Here is a 19,022-nt window from a genome sequence, read left to right as displayed (position 1 = left end):
TATGAAAGAACTTGAAGCAGCAGGAACAGAGAAAGAGGTCAACCGCATGCTGACAGCATTCTTTGCGATTCATTCGGTAGAGGTCAAAAGCATTCAGGTATATCAGGAGCCAGCAAATAAACTTCTAGAAATGGAACACCACAAGCTAGTAGTCAGCGTCTACTATGTCGACCAGCAACAAGCAGGCGTATTGGCATGATCATGAAGCTATGTAACCACGCTGGGTGCAACACCATGGTGCCGTTCAATCAACGGTACTGTGACAAGCACCAGCCAGAACCGCGAGCGTCCGACAACGAACGCTATGCACACCGCAAAGAGATCGGTGGTCGCTACTTCCAATTCTACAAGTCCAAGTCATGGCGCAAGCTGTCGTATTCCTATCGCCTAGCACATCCGCTGTGTGAACGATGCAAGGCCAACGGCTTATACGTGCAAGCTGACGTCGTAGATCATATTGTACCGATACGTGTAGACTGGAGCCGACGCTTCGACGAGAGCAACCTACAAAGCTTGTGCAACACTTGCCATGGCGTGAAGACGAAAGTCGAAGACGCCGCACACTATCCCCATCTAGTTATGGGGGCTAGGTCATGTAATCACGGGGACCAAGCATCCCAGATTAACCATTGAAAATCAGTGATTACCGTAATTAATTATGTAAACTAGAAAATTCGTGTTATAATTAGATTAGATAAGTCTGATCCAAATTATAAAGAAAGGACGCGATAGCAATGGGCGCACCGCTTAAATCCATTACCCAAATGCGTGGCACGATGAGCAAGAAGAAGCTCGCCGATCGGCGCGACATGGAAGAATCATTATTTACCTATCAAGAATTAGTTGAGCAGCCCCCTGCATGGCTTGATGACTATGCCGTGACCGAGTGGCAACGTATTGTGCCGTTACTCAAGAAAGACATTCCAGTGAGCGAACTGGACGCTGCCCTGATTGCCAGTCACTGCCAAGCCTATTCTGACATTCAGAAAGCTGCCGAGCTTGTAAAAGAGCAAGGCATGACGGTTGAAACCACTGATAGCGTGAAAGCCAATCCGGCCGTGAAGATGAAGCTAGATGCCACGAACCAGATGATCCGCATCGATGACTTGCTGGGTCTATCCGTCTACAGCCGGGCTAAGTTAGCAGTGAAGAGCGAGACTAAGAAGAAGCCTGACGACCCGTTCGCGGAGTTGATAGCCCAATGAACTATGCGACTGAATATACCGACAAGGTAATAAGCGGCGACATTGTGGCCGGAAAGAAAATCAAGCAAGCTGCAAGACGTTATCGGCGAGACCTAAAAGCCAGCAAGCGCAAGAAGAACCCATGGCCGTATTACTTCGATGAGGACTTTGCCAACAAAGCCATTGAATTCATCGAACTGATGCCGGCACGTGATGGGTCACCACTCAAGTTAGAGCTGTTTCAGAAGTGGTTGATTTCAGAGCTGTTCGGCTGGCGTGATAAGGAAACTGGCAACCGCCGGTATGATCGAGCCTACATTAGCATGGCACGCAAGAATGGTAAGAGCTTCCTGATGGCTGATCTAGGTGCGTTGTATCTCCTCATGGAGAACAAGCCCGCCATGAACCGAGAAATCGTTTATACGGCCAACAGCAACGCCCAAGCACACTTAGCATTCGATATGTTGTCTAGCGGCTTACGTCAAGTTTGGAAAGTTTCTACCTCTGTGAGAGAACGTTTGAAGATCAACCGCAACGAGATCATCGACTTGCCGAGCAACAGCCGAGCCGTGCCGCTTGCGTCTGATCTGCACAGCCTAGATGGCTATCAAAGTGACTTGGCTATTATTGATGAATTCGCCTTAGCTCGTACCGATGAGATTCTACGAACACTCAAATCTGGCCAGATCAACAGTGATAACAGTTTACTAGCCGTCATCTCGACCACGGGGCCAGACCTGAATGGCCCTATGTATAAGGAATACAAATTCGTTTCCAAAATCTTAACCGGTCGCGAACAAGCTGATCGGTATTTTATTGCCATTTTTGAGCAGGATAGCAAAGACGAAGCCTTTTCACCAGAGACTTGGGAGAAGTCCAATCCACTACTGGCTAATGCTGAAAGAGCAAGGACAATGCGGCCTAGCCTGCAAGCAGACGTGGACCTGTCAGCCAAGCAAGGAACATTGCGACCGATCCTCGTCAAGAATTTCAACATGTGGCAATCAGCTAGAGCAGACAGCTACATCAGTCTGGACGACTGGGAGAAAGCTACTATCGAGCCGCCAGACACCAAAGGAAAAGACGTGTATATCGGGCTGGACCTTTCCAAGTCTAGCGACCTGACCAGCATCTCATGGCTAGTTCCAGAAGATGGCTACCTGTATGCTGACAGCCATTCATTCGTGGGGACGAAGTACGGACTGGAAGAGAAAATCAAACGTGACGGGTTCGATTACATCAGTGGCGCCAGTCGCGGCGAGTGTAGCATTACCAAACTCGACAGCGGCATGATCGACTATGACGAGGTGCTACGCTTCATTCTCGACATGATCGAGCGGAACCACTGGAGTGTGCGCGCCATCTGTTACGATCCGTGGTCGTTCGGCTACCTACTGCCAGAATTTGAGAAACGAGACTTACCAATGGTTGAGGTACGCCAAGGCCAGCGCACACTGTCAATACCGACTGTGCGGTTCCGTGATGATCTCTTTAACGGCCTACTCAAGCATGCCGGCAACCAACTACTAGCCTATGCGGTGAACAACGCCATTCTAAAGTATGACGCCAACAACAACCCGATCATCGACAAGGCGCACAATGCGACACGGATCGATCCCATAGCGGCTTTGATGAATGCTTACACCATTGCCATGGACCAAAACAAAGAAAGCGAGGTAGCGGACAATGACTTTTATTCGGGCGATGACTTCAGCTTTTAACGCACAGACCGTGCTATTACTGCTAGGACTGATCTGTATCGTCACTGGTATCTGGTGGCTGTTCGGGTGTGGCGTTGGCATGGTAGCAATCGGCGCAGCCCTGATCTCCATCGCAGTCATCATCAACTTCAACAAAGGGAGGTGAAACAATGAGCTTTTTCACGAATGACACAACACAACCTCGCGATGACAACAGCGAACCGTTCCTAGATGCCCTTGTCAGCATGACGAGCAACGACAGCGGCGTTTATGTGGGCGTCCATGCTTTGCGGAACTCGGACGTATTTACGGCGGTGCGCGTGATTGCCAGCGACCTCGCGACTAACCCGATTGAATACAATGACAAGCGTATCAGCGGGTTACTCAACAAGGCCCCTAACGATCACATGACAGCATGGTCGTTCAAGTTTGCCCTAGTGGCCAACATGCTACTGAATGGCAATAGCTTCGCACGCGTTACTAAGAACCCAAGCGGACAAGTCACCGGCTTCGAGTTTGTTCCAAACAGCCAAATGGTGGTCAAGCAAGACGATACGACCGGCATTATCAGCTACACGTATACGCCCCAGAATGGCCGCTCACAGCGTTTAAGCGCCAGCGAGGTATTGCACTTCAAGTGCTTCACACAAGACGGATACAAGGGCCTATCGCCTCTTTACAGCTTGCATGATGAAGTTCGGGTGCAACATGCGGGGCACAAGCTGCTCAAAGGCTTCTTCGATACCGGTGTCCAAGGGACTGGCATACTCAAGGTGAACAAGTCACAGCTCGATGCCAAGGCCAAGGAGAATATCCGATCGAAGTTTGAGGCTGCTAACAGCGGTGACAATGCCCTCAAGACCATCATTCTCGACAATGATATGGACTACAAGCAACTCGAAGTTAATACTGACGTGCTGAATCTAGTCAATTCTAGCGATTGGACAACGAAACAGATTGCCAAAGCGTTCGGCTTACCACTAGATCGATTAGGTATTGAGAGCGAGCACTCTAACGCCGTGCAATCAAACCTAGTCTATCTGCAAAACACGTTGATTCAGTATTTTACCTGCTTCACAAGTGAGATGGACGCTAAGCTTTCAACTGGCGATAATCGATTCAGTTTCAACACAGACAAGCTGTTCAGTGCTGACCCCACGACGATGCAAGAACTAGCCATTAAGGGGCTGCAAGGCGGACTGCTGACCACCAATGAAGCACGTGCTAAGTTAAACTTACCCCCAATTCCAGGTGGTGATGAGATCATGGCCAGCCTGAACTATACGCCGCTAAGCAACCTTGTCACTTATCAAGATAAACAGAAAGGAAGTGCGTCAAATGAACAATGATGACGTAGAAAAGCGCCTGAATCCTGACGCTGATCTAACTGCCGCTGATCCTACCACAGCAGACGACAGCCAAGACCAAAAGGATCCAAGCACCGCACCAAATGATACACCCAAGAAGCTCACCGGCTATGCCGTAGTCTTCAATAGTCCAAGCAAGGATCTAGGTGGCTTTAAGGAAGTCGTCGATCCTAGTGCCTTCGATGGCGTGGATCTGTCAGACGTCTATCTGGTATCTGATCACGATTTTAGCAAGGTCCTCGCCAGCACTAAAGCCGGCACCCTACAACTTGACGTAGACGACAAGGGACTTCACTTTGAAGCTACTCTCCCCGACACCACCACCGCCAACGATGCGTACACGAACGTCCAAGCTGGAAACCTGTCAGCCATGAGCTTCACTTTCAACGCAGCACCCGATGGTGACACGTTCACTAAGGACGACAGTGGCCAAGTGATCCGTACCATCAAGCAAGTCAAGAGCCTGTTTGACGTCTCACTGGTAGCTATTCCAGCGTATGACGATACCAACGTCCAAGTGGACAAACGCAGCTACACCGAGTGGCTGAAAACTAATACTGAACAACCAGAAAAAGGAGATAAAACCATGACTGAAAAAACCATTATTGATAATGAAGAACACACCGAGTCCCGCGCGTATGAAGATTACATCCGTAGCATGGGCGAACAACGTGACGGATTAACGACAACCACTGCTGGTACAGTCGTTCCTAAAGAAGTCATCGAAGACGTCTGGAACCTCAAGGAATCCGACTATGACTTGGCTAAATACGTGACGGTAAAGCAAGTTGGTACCCCAGTCGGCACCTACCCGATTGCCCTCACCAACAACGGCGTACTGGCCACCAAGGAAGAACTCGCCGACGTGCCAGAGATCGGTGCAACCCTGTTCCGCGGTGTCGATTACAAAGTCGCGACCCGTGCTGGCAAGATCTATCTGTCTAATGAACTGGTAGAAGACAGTGAAGTTGATATTGTTGCCGAGGTTAAGAATCAACTCAAGAAGCTGGTACAAAACACGGACAATAGCAACATTATCAGCGTTCTGACTGGCAAGACGGGCACCAACGATAACTTCAAGCACATCACCGGTACCGGCTTAGACGACATCAAGCAGACGTTCAACATCGAACTGGACCCGGCGCTGTCCCTGTCTGTGATCGTTAATCAGGACGCCTACAACTACCTTGACACCCTCAAGGACAGCGAAGGTCGCTACCTGCTTCAACCCTCTATCACGGCACCATCTGGCAAGCAGCTGTTCGGTGCACCGGTGATCGTGATTGCTAACAAAGTATTGCCGACTGATAAGGCGGGCACCTATCGGATCATCATCGGAGACTTTTCTCAAGCAATTTTCTTAGCCCAGAAGAACGAGGTCAACACCCAGTGGGAACGGTTCGACAGCTACAGCCAAGGGCTGGCCGTGGTCATTCGCAACGACTATGAAGTGGTTGATCCAGACGCTGCTCGAATTGTTGACATCACACCGGTAACCAAGCCAGCAGCTTAATGAAACAGTCTGGGGTGTACCTTGGGGTACGCCCTATTTTTATATAGGAGATGAGCACATGACTGTCACTACTGATAACATTAAAAATAGCCTGCGTGTGCAGACTGATACTGATGACACACTCATTCAAAACTACATTACAGCCGCTCAAGACTACGTCCACAATGCGGTAGACAGCACCGCAGACATTGCCAAGCTGGAAGAATATTCACAGTTCGACGTCGCCGTGGCGATGATGACCGAATTCTGGTATCAAAACCGGGGTGAGGTCAGCACGGCGAGTCAAGAACCACCGTATTCAGTGGTCAGCATGATCCAGCAGCTACGTGGCTTGTTCGCAGCAGACGTATAGTATCAATAACCAATAGATTATGATATAATTAAGACAGTCCTAGGCGATAAGCGGGTAGATCCGTTTTAACCGACGCACGGCATAGCTAACCGGTGGCGCATTTTACAGACCGTGGCTCATCATCGCGAAGCGTTTGTACTCCGTAGCCACAAAAATAGACAACTTCACCGGCAGATCGTTCTGCTTTGGAAGCTGACTACGTGACTTGCCGTTTTCATCTAGCGGGCAGAAATGCCCGTTTTTTTTGTGTGCTGATAATCCGTTATGGGCAAGAGCCATCAGGATTTAAGGTCAATCTAATTGACCTGGAACAATGGAGTTCTGGAAAAGTCCTAAGTGGCTCAAATCCACTTTGAATACGGCGCTGACAGACGCGTTCTGACACAATTTCAACGACTGTTCCTTGAGGTACGGTCGTGGCTGCACTAGACAACGAATATCAGAACCAGTTACTGGCACAAAAATAGCCGTCCATGATGGACGGCCAGAACACCTATCAATCGTGAATCGAATCTTGCAATTTATCTCCAGCCTTGTCGATCCCCTTAGCTGCCCAAATTGTACCAGCTACCAAGACACCACCAACAAGAAAAGTGCTTGCTACCATGAACTTAAAAACCGATTTTAATGCGTCCATAGTCCGACCTCCCGTCAGTCTTTAGATCTGCCAACAAAGAAAGATACAACAGCGACAATAATAACTGCTCCGACTATCGATGGAATTATGGCCATTCCGGCCAACTGAGGACCCCAGTGCCCAAGGAGTGCTTCCCCTAAAGAGGAACCGACAAGGCCAGCAACAATATTTGCAATCCAGCCCATAGACTTGCCCTTGCTTGTAATCGCACCTGCAATAGCGCCGATTATTGCGCCAACAATTAGTGACCAAATGAAGTGCATATAAATCCCTCCTATAAAAGATAGACTATGTTACTAATTATAAGTGTACAGGTTCAATGAAAAAAACAAAAGAAAAAAACCTCAGCCGCATCAGACCAGCCGCCCGGACTAATGCTGTTCACGTAACAAGTCGCGAATTTGAGTGAGCAAAAGTTCCTCTTTTGACACAACAGGCAAATCGGACTTCTTTGGTGGCATAATTTTGTTTACCGCCTTGACGATAAGAAAGACAACAAAAGCAGTAATCAAGAAGTTAATGACGTCGTTGAGAAAGCTACCATACGTAAATTTTGCGTTCAAAATTGTGAAATATAGCTTACTTAAGTCGGCCTTACCTACAAACATAGAAATAATTGGGTTGATTAAGTTTTTGGTAAGGGAAGTAACAACAGCGGTGAACGCGCCGCCAATAATGACACCAACAGCCAGATCCAGAACATTACCACGCATAATAAAGTCACGAAACTCTTTAATCATTTTGTTCGCCTCCATAAAGTGTGAAACGCACCATATTATAGCAGACAGCCCGATTTTCTGAAAGCAAAAAATAGCCACCTCATATTGAAGTGGCCACCGCCTGCCTAGCAGAATGAATCTCGTGGTTTTCTCGTGGTTTTCTTTTATTGATAATCTATAACAACCAGTGACACTCAAGAAAAAATAAAAACCAGTAACGACGCTGTTTTGACAACGTTTGCTACTGGTTGATAACGCTATTCTGGGTGGTCAGGGGATCGAACCCTGGACCCACGGATTAAGAGTCCGTTGCTCTGCCAGCTGAGCTAACCACCCATTTGTGCTTGCCGCCTTAACGACTTAACTATATTATCATGCAGCCCTAGGCGGTGCAAGCACTTTTTGCCAAAAAATTGCGGCTTATCTAGCGTCAAAACGTAGGATCGCAATTTTTGCCTTGCTCAGTCCTTGCGTTCAAACAGCGAGTGGATGGACTGATTGGTGGAAATCAGGTGAATCGCCTGCCCCAGCATCTTACCAACGGACAAGGTGACCAGATTTGGCAGATGATTTTCAGGGGCGACCTCAATAGTATCCGTGACCACGATCTCCTGCAGGTCAAGTGTGGCCAGCCGGGCTGCCGCGCCTTTTGAAAAGACGGGGTGCGTGGCGGCCGCATAGATATCCAGAACGCCGGCCGCTTTCAGAGCACCATAGGCTTCAACGACGCTATTGCCGGTATCGATGATGTCGTCGATGATGATCGCGTGCTTGCCTTTGACATCCCCGATCACGCCGATCGTATCTTCCTCACGCTTGTCGATGATCGCGATCGGCGCGTGCAACAACTCCGCAAGACTCCGCGCGCGCTTGGTTCCGGAATGATCTGGCGCGACGACAACGACATTGTCGCCAAAATGCTTGCTGGCAAAATAATCCGCAAACAGATTTTTCGCCTTCAAGTGGTCGACGGGAATGTCGAAAAAGCCTTGCAGCTGATCGGCATGCAGATCAACAGCCACAAAGCGGTCGATGCCATCCATTTCCAGCAAGTTGGCGATCAGCTTCGCGGTGATCGGCTCACGCGAGCGCGCTTTGCGATCGGCACGCGCGTAGCCATAATACGGCACCACGACATTGATGCGGTGGGCACTTGCGCGGCGCAGCGCATCGATCATGATGAGCAGCTCCATCAAGTTCTCGTTGACCGGGGCAGAGACCGGCTGGATCACAAAGACATCCGCCCCGCGGACACTATCATCCAGGTCGATCTGAATCTCACCATCTGCGAAGTGTTTGACCGAAGCCGGCGACAGCGGTAAGCCAACCTCTTCTGCGACCTTTTTTGCCAGTGGCAGGTTCCCGTTCAAGGTGAATAATTTCAGTCCAGCCATAGTGACTCCCTCTTCATTTGACATATGATGCGACACGCTTCATTATACGCGATTTCTTCCTATTACGCCACGACTGAAGGGTGTGCAGCACGGCGCTTAGGGCTGAGCGGCTAGGACGGCCTGGGCGCGTATGGCGTTCTTGGCCATACGTGACCGGGTCGACTAGATGCCTTAGCCCTGCCGCGCGGAACCCAACTGCAGGGTGTGAAGGTCCGCGGGATGGTGGAACAGCTAATTTGGCTCGTGTGATTGAGGCGCACTTCGCCTCGAGCACACGAGCCAGTTAGATGCTTCCGCCATGCGGACCGGAGCCCGACTATAAAACGGCGCCCCATCCCGGTCAAAGCCAGATCGACCGCTTCCGGCGTCACTGTTATATAATAGAAGGAAAAGGAGATGGGCATCATGATCGCATCTGAACGCTTACTGGCAGTGCCACATGCCGTCAATTTGCGGGAGCTAGGGGGCTATCCCACCGAAAATGGCCAACAGATCAGATGGCGCAAGGTGCTTCGCTCCGGCACCTTATTTGATCTGACCCCAGCGGATGGCCAGCTGCTAGTCGATTATGGCGTGGTCAAAGTGATCGATCTGCGCTCTGATAGTGAGACCACGGCAATGCCGGACCGCCTCCCTCGCCAGATCGCATTTCAGCAAGCGGCCGTTTACCCATTCACGGATCAACCAAGCCCCTGGGCGAAGCTCGCACGCCGGGTCAAGGCCAAATTTGTGGCCCCATATGATCTGATGCTCGAGACCTATTTGAAAATGCTTACCGATAGTCACGCAATTGCCGCATTCCGCGCCGTCTTTGCCGCCCTGCTGGCAAATACGCAGCCAGATCAGGCCGTGCTTTTTCATTGCATGGCCGGAAAAGACCGCACCGGCATGGCGGCGCTGATGATCGAAGGCGCATTGGGCGTGCCTGAACCGATTCTGCGCGAGGACTACCTACTGACGAACTTGGTGCTGGCCCGTCAAAACGCGGTGACGAACGACGAACTGCGCCACGGCGGCTCCGCCCTTGTCAACGAAATGAATCGCTACCAGGCAGAGACCACCAATTACCAAGCGGTGCATGATTTGGTCCAGCGCCGTTTCGGAAGTTGGCGCGAGTATGTGGAAAAGGCGGTGGGGCTTTCCCGCCAAGACCTGGCTGACCTAGATCGACTTTATCTGGAGGATCTCTAATGAAAAAACGGACCTTGATCGGACTCACCCTACCGATGATCATGACCGCCGGCACCATGGGCCTCGCGGAAATGATCTACCGCTACGCCTTCAAGCGTATCAATTATATTCCCGCTGCGACCGGCGAAATGGCACAGTATGCGGACCGCTATTACAGCGAAGTGGATTGGGTGCAAAACCAGCGCCCAGTCGTCTGGCACCTCGACACCTTTGATGGCCACCGGGTCTCTGCGCTGTGGCTCGAACATCCCGGCAGCAAGCGCGCTGTTATCATCGGCCACGGGTATAAGGGCACCGGCATCACCATGAGCAATTACGCCCATCTTTTTTACGACATGGGCTTTTCCGTGCTGATGCCTGACGATCGCGGCCATGGCGTGTCCGATGGCGATTACATCAGCTTCGGGTGGCTGGATCGCCGCGATTATCTCGATTGGCTGCACCGCATGGTCGAGGCGCTTGGCCCTGATTGCGAGCTCCTACTGTTTGGCACCAGCATGGGCGGCGCCACAGTCTGCCTGGTGGCCGGGGAAAGCACCCTGCCGCATCAAGTTCGGGCAATCGTTGAGGATTGCGGCTATTCCAGTCTTGATGGCGAGCTGACCTACCTGATGCGCCGGCTTTTTCGCTTGCCGCGCGAACCATTAGTGCCACTTGCCAGCTTCATCAATTATCGTCGGTTGGGCTTTCGCATTGAACAGGTCGATGTCGCCGCCGCCTTACGGAAAAATACGCGGCCATTGCTCGTCATTCACGGCGCCGAAGATGTGTATGTGCCGACCTGGATGGGGCCGGTCAACTACCGGGCCAGCCAGGGACCCAAAGCGTTGTGGTTGGTCCCGCATGCGCAACACGCCGAAAGTTACTGGATCGACCCGGCCGCCTACCGTGCTCATATTGAAAAATTCATCGCGCCATATTTTTCTCCGGTGGCGAACGCCTAAATTGGTTTTGACCCAAGTGCTTACAAGACAGGCTAACATCGTCGTTGTCCGTGAAATGGTACAGACCTTTTCAGCTGCCAGCACGGACCAGCGCACGCCGCCGCAAATGCCCATCTATCAATGTGTTTGCGGGTATCCATCGGCTGCGTGCCACGCCCCAAAAAAGCGGATCAGAAAGTTGACAAAGCAACTGCATCGTTGTACATTGGACTAGACCAAACAAGGAGGGTTCATGATGGACGTAAAAATCGTTAAGGACAAAGTTGCAGGCGGCCAGCTCGCGTTTGACATTATCAAGGAAGACATCACCAATGGCGCGAAGGTCTTGGGCCTCGCGACTGGGAGCACCCCGATCACGCTTTACCAAGCCATGATCGCAAGCGATCTGGACTTCTCAAACATGACCTCGATCAATCTGGACGAGTATGTCGGCATGCCATTCGACAACCCACAGAGCTATCACCAGTTCATGAAAGACAATCTGTTCAATAAGAAGCCATTTGCGCATTCCTATGTGCCTGATGGGATGGCTGAGGATATCGAGCAGGCTGCGGAAGACTACGAAAAGATCATCGCGGCTAACCCGATCGACGTGCAGATCTTGGGCATCGGTCGTAATGGCCACATCGGCTTCAACGAACCGGGTTCCGATCTTGAAGGACGGACCCACAAGGTTCAACTGACCGAAAGCACCATCGAAGCCAACAAGCGCTTCTTCGAACGCGAAGAAGACGTACCGCGTTACGCGATCTCGATGGGCATTGGCTCGATCATGCAGGGCAAGAAGATCATCTTGCTGGCATACGGCGAAGACAAAGCGGATGCCATCAAGGCCACCGTTGAAGGCCCCGTCACGAGCCACGTCCCAGCTTCCGTGTTGCAGAACCATGATGATGCGATCATCATCATCGACGAAGCAGCCGCTTCCAAGCTGAGCAAGTAATCTGATAGACAACAAAACGACCCTAACCTGCCGAATCGGCAAGCCGGGGTCGTTTTTTTAATGATAAACCGCCCGCACGTTGTACCGCAGATACTGCTTGAACCGCCGCCACAGATACCGGGTGAGCTGTAACAGCCGCGGCCAGAGCAGCAGGCCGCCCGCGCAAAGCAACAATGCGCCACCGATCTGCCCCCACAATGGCAAGATACCCGAATCGATGACAAACCAGTGACTTGCGACCAGCTGTCCTGCCGCAAGCACAGGGGAGAGGATAAACGCGATCACACTCGCCCATGCGCCGACCAGTAGTCCCGCGACCAGTAACACAACGCTGAGGGTCACAATTAGATTGAACCAGAAGAGACCAAATAAGGACGCCCAATTGATTTTTGACATAGTGCCTTCCGCCTTTGCTTCAGTTTTGGTGGCGGCAATCAGATCATCGAGCGACACCTGATAAAGGGCGGCCAAGTCCTTCAGCGCATAGATATTCGGGAGCGTCTTTCCTTGTTCCCAGCGCGAGATCGTCTGGCGCGTCACATATAATTTGCCGGCAACGGCCTCTTGCGTCATCCCCGCATTCTTGCGCGCGACTTGCAGTACCTCGTTGATCATCTTGCTCACCTCCATGTCCTCAGCATGCCCATCAGCACCCACACCGGCAAGCAACAAACCTGTTCCATCCCCGCCACACCTGGGAAAATCAGGTGCGGCGGGGAAAAAATCCGGCGAAAAGTTATCCCGATTCGACCGTTTTGCTCGATCGTCATGCCTATTTTCTCAGAACGGACCCGATATGTCCCGGGAAATAATATTCTCGAATGCTTAAATCTAATAATCGCAGTATAACACGCTTTTTAGAGCGTATTGTTGTCCCAACATTATTTAAAACGCTATTGGAATGTGCCACTAATGTGCCATCTCAAGTATAGAGTCTACTGATTTTCAGTAGGCTCTTTTTGTTGAGATTAAGTGCTACAAACACTTCTTCCTTGCATTATAGGTCCAAACTAAGGTCTTTCCTAAGAATACGCTCAAATGAAAGCGCGAAATTTATGATCGCCGAGTTGCTGGATGAGCCGTGCTGAGCCAACGTATTGTGGTGGCCGCCGTGTCATTGAACATAGAAATCAGTAAATTCCTCACCAATCCCAGCTGGCGATCTCATAATGGATTGGAGCGGATCAATGCGACGTTGCCTCTGATCGTTGCGATGGCTTAGTTCTGGCGCAATCACGATTAGCATACGCGTCAAATCGGTTTCAGGTTACAAACCGCCACGGTATTAGACGAAGATACGCTGTGGCTACAATACCGCGTGACTGATCCGCAAGGGTAGGCAAACAAATACCGCTAATCCGTGATTTAAGGATTGACCGTATCTTTGTATCTAGGCGTTAATGCGACGCGCAGCATGTTTGAGCAGAAACGGTGCCAATAACGTTGTTAAGATGACTGCGGTGATGATTGCTGAATAGTAATCCCCGCTGATCAGCTTGGCTTGATAGCCGATCTGCGCAATAATCAAGGCCATTTCTCCGCGTGAAACCATACCTGCACCGACTAAGTATGATTCATCTAAAGCAAACCCGGAAAATTTGGCGCCGCTACCTGCACCCAAAAGCTTAGTCAGCGTAGCGACAACGGTCAAGACGACGATCAATAATAAGTCGTGTTCGATTCCGGCTAACGACATGTTCAGCCCAATCGAAACGAAGAACACGGGAATGAAAATCGCGTAGCCGATCGGTTCAATACTTTGATCGACTTCATGAGCGACATGCGTCTGGGCAATCGCAATCCCGGCAAAGAAGGCCCCGATAACTGCACTCAGCCCGATCAGATCCGCGATATACGCCATGCCAAAACATAAGATCATAGCCATCAACGTCGGTCCGACTGGAATCAGTAATTTGGTCCCGAGCTTGGCGAGAATCGGGGCGATGAAGCGCACGACGAAATAAATCGCGACAAAGTAGATCAACTGCTCCAAAAAAGTCAGGGCCAGTGGGATTTGCGTGGTCGAACCCGTCGTCGTACCCATTACACTGACCATAATGCTGAGTAAAACGACCGCCAACACATCATCGACCACCGCCGCGCCAAGAACCGTCGAACCACTTTTGCTATCAAGTAAGTTCAACTCCTTCATCACGGCCACCGAAATTGAAACAGATGTGGCGGCAAAGATGACACTTAAAAATAGGCTTTCAAACTGGGTCAGTCCGAACCAAAGCCCGACTGGATAAATCAGCGCCATCGGGACCAAGACGCCCAACAATGCAACAATCACACTAGGACGTAAGTATTTTTTCAACAACGTAAGGTCACTCTCTAATCCGGCAATGAACATCAAGATAATGACCCCGATTTCTGAAAAAATATGGATAAACTCATTGGGATGCACCCAATTCAACAATGCTGGGCCAAGCACGATACCAACGAGCAACTGACCGATCACTGCCGGAATACCAATCCGCGCTGCCAAGTGGCCGATTAAACTGGTAGCAATCAAAATGATGACAAGTGCGCCTAAAAATTCCAAACCAAAACCTCCTCATACAAAAAACGTAAGCCAAGTACCTCTTTCACACCCCTGAAAGAGAAAACCTTGAGCTTACGTCAACCGATTGATCTATTTAAGTTTTAATAACATCTTTTAAATTTTAGCAAACCGTGCCGTCATTTTCAAGCGAAGCACACATCGAGCCTGGGTTACGGTTCTTGAAAAAAAGCTGATTCTCTATGTTTATGTCCTCTAAATTGTACTTGACAAAGACTACAGAATAAGTTTTAGTGTTTAAGATGTTAAACGTTAGAACTATTATACGGGAGATATCGATGACTAAACATAATTCAGAGGAAACGCTGGCGATTTTTCAAAAAAGCGCTCCGGTATTATCTATCTTACTCGATGAGAACCGACAGCGGATTTTGCTGATGCTTTGCCAAACCGATCAACTTACCGTCAGTGAAATCACAGATCGATTATCGCTGTCACGCCCAGCAGTCTCGCATCATCTCAAGTTGATGCGTGATGCTGGAATATTAGCGGTCAACCAAGTCGGAACAGAGCGCTACTACCGCACCAACATGGCAGACGCACTCGGACTACTCAAACAACTGGTCACCGCGCTTGAGGCAGATGTCGCAGGCAAAAAATAGTCGTTTTGGACGACCATTTTTAAGGCCTATACGTTTAAATGTCTAAACGTTAAAAAATAGTCTTGTGGTAAAGAGTCAAGGAGTTGAGGCAAGATTCTAAGATCTATTTTTGAAAGTTGAGCGTACACTTCCCCCAGCCCACAACTTTCTTATTTTTCGGTTGCGGGGAAGCGTCCGTTAAACTTCGCCAGTCACGCTAGACCATTTTCGCAGGTTGGTACAATTCATGGTTCTTCATCAAAGTGAGAACTAAGCGTACAAGCTTGCGAGCGGTCAATAGACAGGCGCGACGATGTTGATACTTTGGAACCTCCCGATATTTCTTGTCGTAGTAGCGGGCAAATGTGGGATCGTACGTTCTTACTTTGTTGGCAGCTTCAACTAAGTAATAACGCAGGTACTGATCTCCGCTGTGAACACGTGGCGTCGCTTGACGCTCCGTGTTGCCTGACTGACTTCTTTGCCAGACTAGGCCGGCGTATTTGGCTAAACTTGCTTCATTCTTGAAACGCTCTGGTTGTGCCACCTCGGCGACAATACCCGCCGCGTATACTGGTCCAATGCCAGGAATACTGCGGAGGCACTTCGCTTCAGGTGTGGCGTCGCATAAGGCGGTGATGCTCTTATCCAGCTCTTTAAGCTGTTTGGCAAACATGCGGATCTCGTTGGCATACATGCCCAAGACAAGATTCACAGAATCCATCACTTGCTTATCGAGTCGGTATGAGTCACGTGCTGAACGCTTGAGCGCCTGGGCGACTGCTTCGGGATCGCCGAAGCGGCCACGACCAAGTTTGTTGAGATCATCGGTGAGCTGTTCTAGCGGTATCTCCGCAAGCTCGTCCAATGAGTACCGCTCATCGGTCAAAACGGTCATCATGGTGGCGCCAAAGACTGAAGTCGGTAGCTCTGCGTCGATCGTGTTCATCTTAAAGTACAAGTTATTGAGGAAGTGGTTCTTACACCAAGTCATTTCCTTGGTCAGATGAAACCTTTCACGGGTTAGCCGTTGAAGCGCGATGTGACGCTCATCGCGAGGCACTGGCACTTGATAACGGCCTACTCGAAGAAAGTCGGCGATGTTACGGGCATCAACCTTATCCGTTTTATCCTGATCGTACACTTGGCTGAAGCGATGCGTCATCTTGGGATTCAAGGTAACGACTTCAAGACCGAGAGCCTGAAGCTCATCGTCCTCTTCTAAGGCACGAGAAGGCAGAACGTTGTAAACAGAAGTTGCTTCAAGGCCAATGATAGTACGTTCATAGTCGTGCTTCTCATTGGCATCTAAGATGCATTGCTTGATGGCATTTGTGCCAGCTGGTCGATTCAAGACAGAGTCCTGAAAGATGACCTTCTGATCACTATCCATACCACAAAAATCAAGCTTAGCTTTTGAAACATCAATACCAACATTCAAGTTCATAAGACTGGACCTCCTTTCTTTGCAAATTGGTCTGCTTTATCAGGTGTTGCACTTCGATTTTAAACCGAGGGAATAAAAATACTCGAGGTGATTAAGTGAGGCTTCAAAAATCTTTGGAATATACGCTGAGTTCAGGCCGCACAGAATTGGAATTCCAGCTGTTTGTTGAAGTGTAAAGCTGATCATCTTCTGATAATCTTCTGTTTTTAACCTTGCTTGATGAATCAATTCTCCGTGAAATTCAACAACGCCACCGTTGTCTGCAATGAAAGCCAAAGGCAAATCTGGAAATTGAGCTTTCAGTGTGTACAGTGGCCGTACAGTGGCCGTCCACTGGCAATCGCTGTGACAACGCCGACATGATCTAACTGACTTACAAGTTTATAAAATTCTTCTGGAACGTGTTTGTCTGATGTTAATAAAGTTTCGTCCATATCTGTAGCGATAAGTTTTACGGATCTCATTGAACTTCACTCCTAGTATCAGTATAGTTCCATTATAAGGCGCGAAATTAGCGGTAGAATGTTAATATTGCGCGGATGAATATAAAAATCGTACAGAGGCGACAAAATGGAAATAAAGGTATTCTCAGATTTTTCTGAAGAAATGCAGTATAACATCAACGACTTTCCACTCTATGTGCGAATCAATAAACTTTCCCAGTTTGGATATTGGGGCGCGTGTCACTGGCATAGTGGGGTCGAAATTGTTTCTATTCTTGATGGAACTATGGATTTTTTTATAAATGGTCAAATTGTTACACTCTTACCAAAAAGTATTCTCCTTGTTAACAGTAAGAGAATGCACTACGGATTTTCCGACACCAAAGATGAGTGCACGTTCATTGACATGATTGTCGAACCAAGCCTTTTCGATAGTAGCTGTAGCTCTATTCAAAAGCAGATAGATAATTCATTTGGACGGTCATCAGAAGATTACCTGTTGTTTGATTGTAAAAGCGAGGCAGCACAAGAGCTTGCTTCCGCTGCGCGGATAATTCATGGGTTAATGAGTACCCCCAAGCCGAATATGATAGATGTTCAGGTAGAATGTATGAAAGCCATGAGTAGGTGCATCAAATTTATGGGTCACTCAACGCGAAATACTGAACATACTGTAAATAATCAGGAAATTTGGAAAATGGTTGACTATATACATCGCCATTATTTTGAGACAGTTCAGATCGATAATATTGCCGATGCTGGCAAAGTTTCTCGAACTCGATGTTTTAATATTTTTCGTAATTATTTGGCACAGACCCCAACCGAATATCTCACACGATACCGCCTCGACATCAGTCTAAAGTTACTTGCAAAGACAGATATGTCAGTAAAGGAAATTAGTTCTAATTCTGGATTCCAGTCGGTCAGCTATTATTGCGCAACTTTCAAAAGACTTTTTGGTTGTACTCCGTTGGAATATCGAGAGAGTATCTCAAACAAAAAATAGAAATTGGCAATAGAATTCTGTTGGGTTTCTGGAAAGCATAAAGGCCTGGCATACATACCCGTGGATTGCAGTGGGCATGTATGCCAGGCTTTTTTAGATGCCGGCGGTGATAATCCAGTTGTTACTTTGCTTGGAAAAATCGAATTGTATCTAGTCCCTTATTGTTATCAGTCAATCCCGTTTCTGCTGATCATCCCGGTATGATTGTATGGCCTTAAGCTCCTGGTAAACTTGATGAATTTCCTTAATAGGTATATCTCGATACTTGGATTGTTTCGTGATTTTTCGACCATTCTGATCCGTTTCCGGTTCACCGTCTTCATCAACAGGTGTGTACGGGCGAAAGTATTGCATGATTTGATCAAGCTGTTCCGATAATCCATCTAATTGTCGCGGTGAGAAATCCTTCATCATATGCATAACCCGACGTATTTCCGTCACCTTTGGCATATATTCGTCAATTCGATCAAGAATGGCCGTAGTTTCTCCAACTGCGGTCTCTTTTTCTGTTCTCAAAAGTTCTGAAGGCATAACATTGAAAAATTTAGCAATGCCGATCAAGTTCTCGTAGGTTGGGTGGTTATTCTCACGTTCCCAGTTAGAAATAGCTTGTCCGTTAACCGGAGTATCCAAAGCAGCTCCAAGTTCTGCTTGGGATAACCCGCTTTGAATACGGAGCCGTTTTAGATTTGGGCCAAAATAGTGCACTTTTGTCATATTAATCACCTCGTTATCAGATTACCAAACAGCAATACCTATACCAAGTTGCACAACTATATTTGAAAGTTATGTAGCTATGAAAAAGCTAAGGAAATCTGTTGAAAGTCTTGATATCATTGCGTTAACGTATAGCTTGTCAATACGATTAGTGATGAAAGGAGGAACCCTCGCCGCCGTGCGCGGCGTGCAGCGCGAAAGCCGCTAGCGCGAGCGGCGGCGGTCGGCGTTAGCCGGCCGCTGTAGCCCCCAGTGTCTAATAGGGGGGCAAATACAAGTAACAAGAAATCCGACGGTAGGCATAAAGCGCCTGTGGCACGG

Annotated in this window: 22 protein-coding genes and 1 tRNA gene; 13 read left to right on the top strand and 10 right to left on the bottom strand. The window is 49.0% G+C overall.

The genetic code is table 11. The features are described 5' to 3' along the window. Position 1 precedes the first annotated feature (1 nt). From JUE67_RS04165 to JUE67_RS04130, 8 genes are all read left to right on the top strand, one after another. A complete protein-coding gene (locus JUE67_RS04165; protein WP_203626803.1) occupies positions 2–199 on the top strand; it encodes a hypothetical protein in 198 nt (65 codons plus the stop codon). Next, positions 196–633 (top strand): DUF8602 domain-containing protein, encoded by a 438-nt coding sequence (locus tag JUE67_RS04160; RefSeq protein ID WP_203626804.1) that lies wholly within the window; start codon positions 196–198, stop codon positions 631–633. The genes JUE67_RS04165 and JUE67_RS04160 overlap by 4 nt, the downstream gene beginning before the upstream one ends. A 101-nt stretch (positions 634–734) precedes the next feature. Further along, entirely contained in the window at positions 735–1,205 is a 471-nt protein-coding gene (locus JUE67_RS04155; RefSeq protein WP_054662768.1) for a phage terminase small subunit P27 family, read from the top strand. Then, the gene (locus JUE67_RS04150; RefSeq protein ID WP_203626805.1) at positions 1,202–2,905 is read left to right on the top strand and encodes a terminase large subunit; all 1,704 of its coding nucleotides are present in this window, start codon (positions 1,202–1,204) and stop codon (positions 2,903–2,905) included. Before JUE67_RS04155 ends, JUE67_RS04150 begins: the two co-directional genes overlap by 4 nt. After that, positions 2,871–3,050 (top strand): hypothetical protein, encoded by a 180-nt coding sequence (locus tag JUE67_RS04145; RefSeq protein ID WP_125580438.1) that lies wholly within the window; start codon positions 2,871–2,873, stop codon positions 3,048–3,050. The genes JUE67_RS04150 and JUE67_RS04145 overlap by 35 nt, the downstream gene beginning before the upstream one ends. Positions 3,051–3,054: 4 nt before the next feature. After that, entirely contained in the window at positions 3,055–4,233 is a 1,179-nt protein-coding gene (locus JUE67_RS04140) for a phage portal protein (RefSeq protein WP_203626806.1), read from the top strand. Next, positions 4,223–5,764 (top strand): phage major capsid protein, encoded by a 1,542-nt coding sequence (locus JUE67_RS04135; protein ID WP_203626807.1) that lies wholly within the window; start codon positions 4,223–4,225, stop codon positions 5,762–5,764. The genes JUE67_RS04140 and JUE67_RS04135 overlap by 11 nt, the downstream gene beginning before the upstream one ends. A gap of 58 nt (positions 5,765–5,822) precedes the next feature. After that, entirely contained in the window at positions 5,823–6,116 is a 294-nt protein-coding gene (locus JUE67_RS04130; RefSeq protein WP_054662777.1) for a head-tail connector protein, read from the top strand. Positions 6,117–6,612: 496 nt separating this feature from the next. Here JUE67_RS04130 and JUE67_RS04125 read toward each other — a convergent pair whose 3' ends face one another. The 5 genes from JUE67_RS04125 to JUE67_RS04105 form a co-directional block, all read right to left on the bottom strand. Next, positions 6,613–6,753 carry a hypothetical protein gene (locus JUE67_RS04125; protein ID WP_125580446.1) on the bottom strand — a complete coding sequence of 47 codons (141 nt, stop codon included), beginning with the start codon at positions 6,751–6,753 and terminating at the stop codon, positions 6,613–6,615. A 14-nt stretch (positions 6,754–6,767) separates the two neighbouring features. Next, positions 6,768–7,016, bottom strand: coding sequence for a GlsB/YeaQ/YmgE family stress response membrane protein (locus JUE67_RS04120; RefSeq protein WP_125580448.1), 249 nt, complete (start codon positions 7,014–7,016; stop codon positions 6,768–6,770). A 108-nt stretch (positions 7,017–7,124) separates the two neighbouring features. Then, complete coding sequence (gene mscL, locus JUE67_RS04115; protein ID WP_125580450.1) at positions 7,125–7,493, bottom strand: large-conductance mechanosensitive channel protein MscL; 369 nt, start codon at positions 7,491–7,493, stop codon at positions 7,125–7,127. Between the two features lie 242 nt (positions 7,494–7,735). After that, a tRNA-Lys gene (locus JUE67_RS04110) sits at positions 7,736–7,808 on the bottom strand. Between the two features lie 125 nt (positions 7,809–7,933). Further along, entirely contained in the window at positions 7,934–8,866 is a 933-nt protein-coding gene (locus JUE67_RS04105) for a ribose-phosphate diphosphokinase (RefSeq protein ID WP_203626808.1), read from the bottom strand. Between the two features lie 405 nt (positions 8,867–9,271). Here JUE67_RS04105 and JUE67_RS04100 point away from each other — a divergent pair, with 405 nt between their 5' ends. From JUE67_RS04100 to nagB, 3 genes are all read left to right on the top strand, one after another. Next, positions 9,272–10,057, top strand: coding sequence for a tyrosine-protein phosphatase (locus JUE67_RS04100; protein WP_203626809.1), 786 nt, complete (start codon positions 9,272–9,274; stop codon positions 10,055–10,057). Then, positions 10,057–11,001, top strand: coding sequence for an alpha/beta hydrolase (locus JUE67_RS04095; RefSeq protein ID WP_203626810.1), 945 nt, complete (start codon positions 10,057–10,059; stop codon positions 10,999–11,001). The genes JUE67_RS04100 and JUE67_RS04095 overlap by 1 nt, the downstream gene beginning before the upstream one ends. 235 nt (positions 11,002–11,236) lie before the next feature. Then, the gene (gene nagB, locus JUE67_RS04090; protein WP_203626819.1) at positions 11,237–11,944 is read left to right on the top strand and encodes a glucosamine-6-phosphate deaminase; all 708 of its coding nucleotides are present in this window, start codon (positions 11,237–11,239) and stop codon (positions 11,942–11,944) included. A gap of 57 nt (positions 11,945–12,001) precedes the next feature. On the opposite strand, the gene JUE67_RS04085 is transcribed toward nagB, so the two are convergent. Beyond that, positions 12,002–12,559 carry a helix-turn-helix transcriptional regulator gene (locus JUE67_RS04085; protein WP_203626811.1) on the bottom strand — a complete coding sequence of 186 codons (558 nt, stop codon included), beginning with the start codon at positions 12,557–12,559 and terminating at the stop codon, positions 12,002–12,004. 775 nt (positions 12,560–13,334) lie between these two features. Beyond that, positions 13,335–14,489, bottom strand: coding sequence for a cation:proton antiporter (locus JUE67_RS04080; protein WP_125604775.1), 1,155 nt, complete (start codon positions 14,487–14,489; stop codon positions 13,335–13,337). Positions 14,490–14,785: 296 nt separating this feature from the next. Between JUE67_RS04080 and JUE67_RS04075 the strand changes: the two genes are divergently transcribed. After that, positions 14,786–15,109, top strand: a complete 324-nt coding sequence (locus JUE67_RS04075) for an ArsR/SmtB family transcription factor (protein WP_125572183.1) — start codon at positions 14,786–14,788, stop codon at positions 15,107–15,109. A gap of 196 nt (positions 15,110–15,305) precedes the next feature. Here the strand turns inward: JUE67_RS04075 and JUE67_RS04070 are convergent, their stop codons facing one another. Continuing rightward, positions 15,306–16,535, bottom strand: a complete 1,230-nt coding sequence (locus JUE67_RS04070; protein WP_125572182.1) for an IS110 family RNA-guided transposase — start codon at positions 16,533–16,535, stop codon at positions 15,306–15,308. Between the two features lie 299 nt (positions 16,536–16,834). After that, the gene (locus JUE67_RS12890) at positions 16,835–16,969 is read right to left on the bottom strand and encodes an HAD hydrolase family protein (protein WP_225419261.1); all 135 of its coding nucleotides are present in this window, start codon (positions 16,967–16,969) and stop codon (positions 16,835–16,837) included. A 136-nt stretch (positions 16,970–17,105) separates the two neighbouring features. Here JUE67_RS12890 and JUE67_RS04060 point away from each other — a divergent pair, with 136 nt between their 5' ends. Further along, entirely contained in the window at positions 17,106–17,984 is an 879-nt protein-coding gene (locus JUE67_RS04060; RefSeq protein ID WP_125572180.1) for an AraC family transcriptional regulator, read from the top strand. A gap of 171 nt (positions 17,985–18,155) precedes the next feature. Here the strand turns inward: JUE67_RS04060 and JUE67_RS04055 are convergent, their stop codons facing one another. Next, entirely contained in the window at positions 18,156–18,701 is a 546-nt protein-coding gene (locus tag JUE67_RS04055; RefSeq protein WP_125572179.1) for a helix-turn-helix domain-containing protein, read from the bottom strand. Between the last annotated feature and the right edge of the window lie 321 nt (positions 18,702–19,022).

The organism is Lacticaseibacillus mingshuiensis (assembly GCF_016861785.1).
Lineage (GTDB): Bacteria > Bacillota > Bacilli > Lactobacillales > Lactobacillaceae > Lacticaseibacillus > Lacticaseibacillus mingshuiensis.
This window is presented reverse-complemented; position numbering and strand designations above follow the sequence as displayed.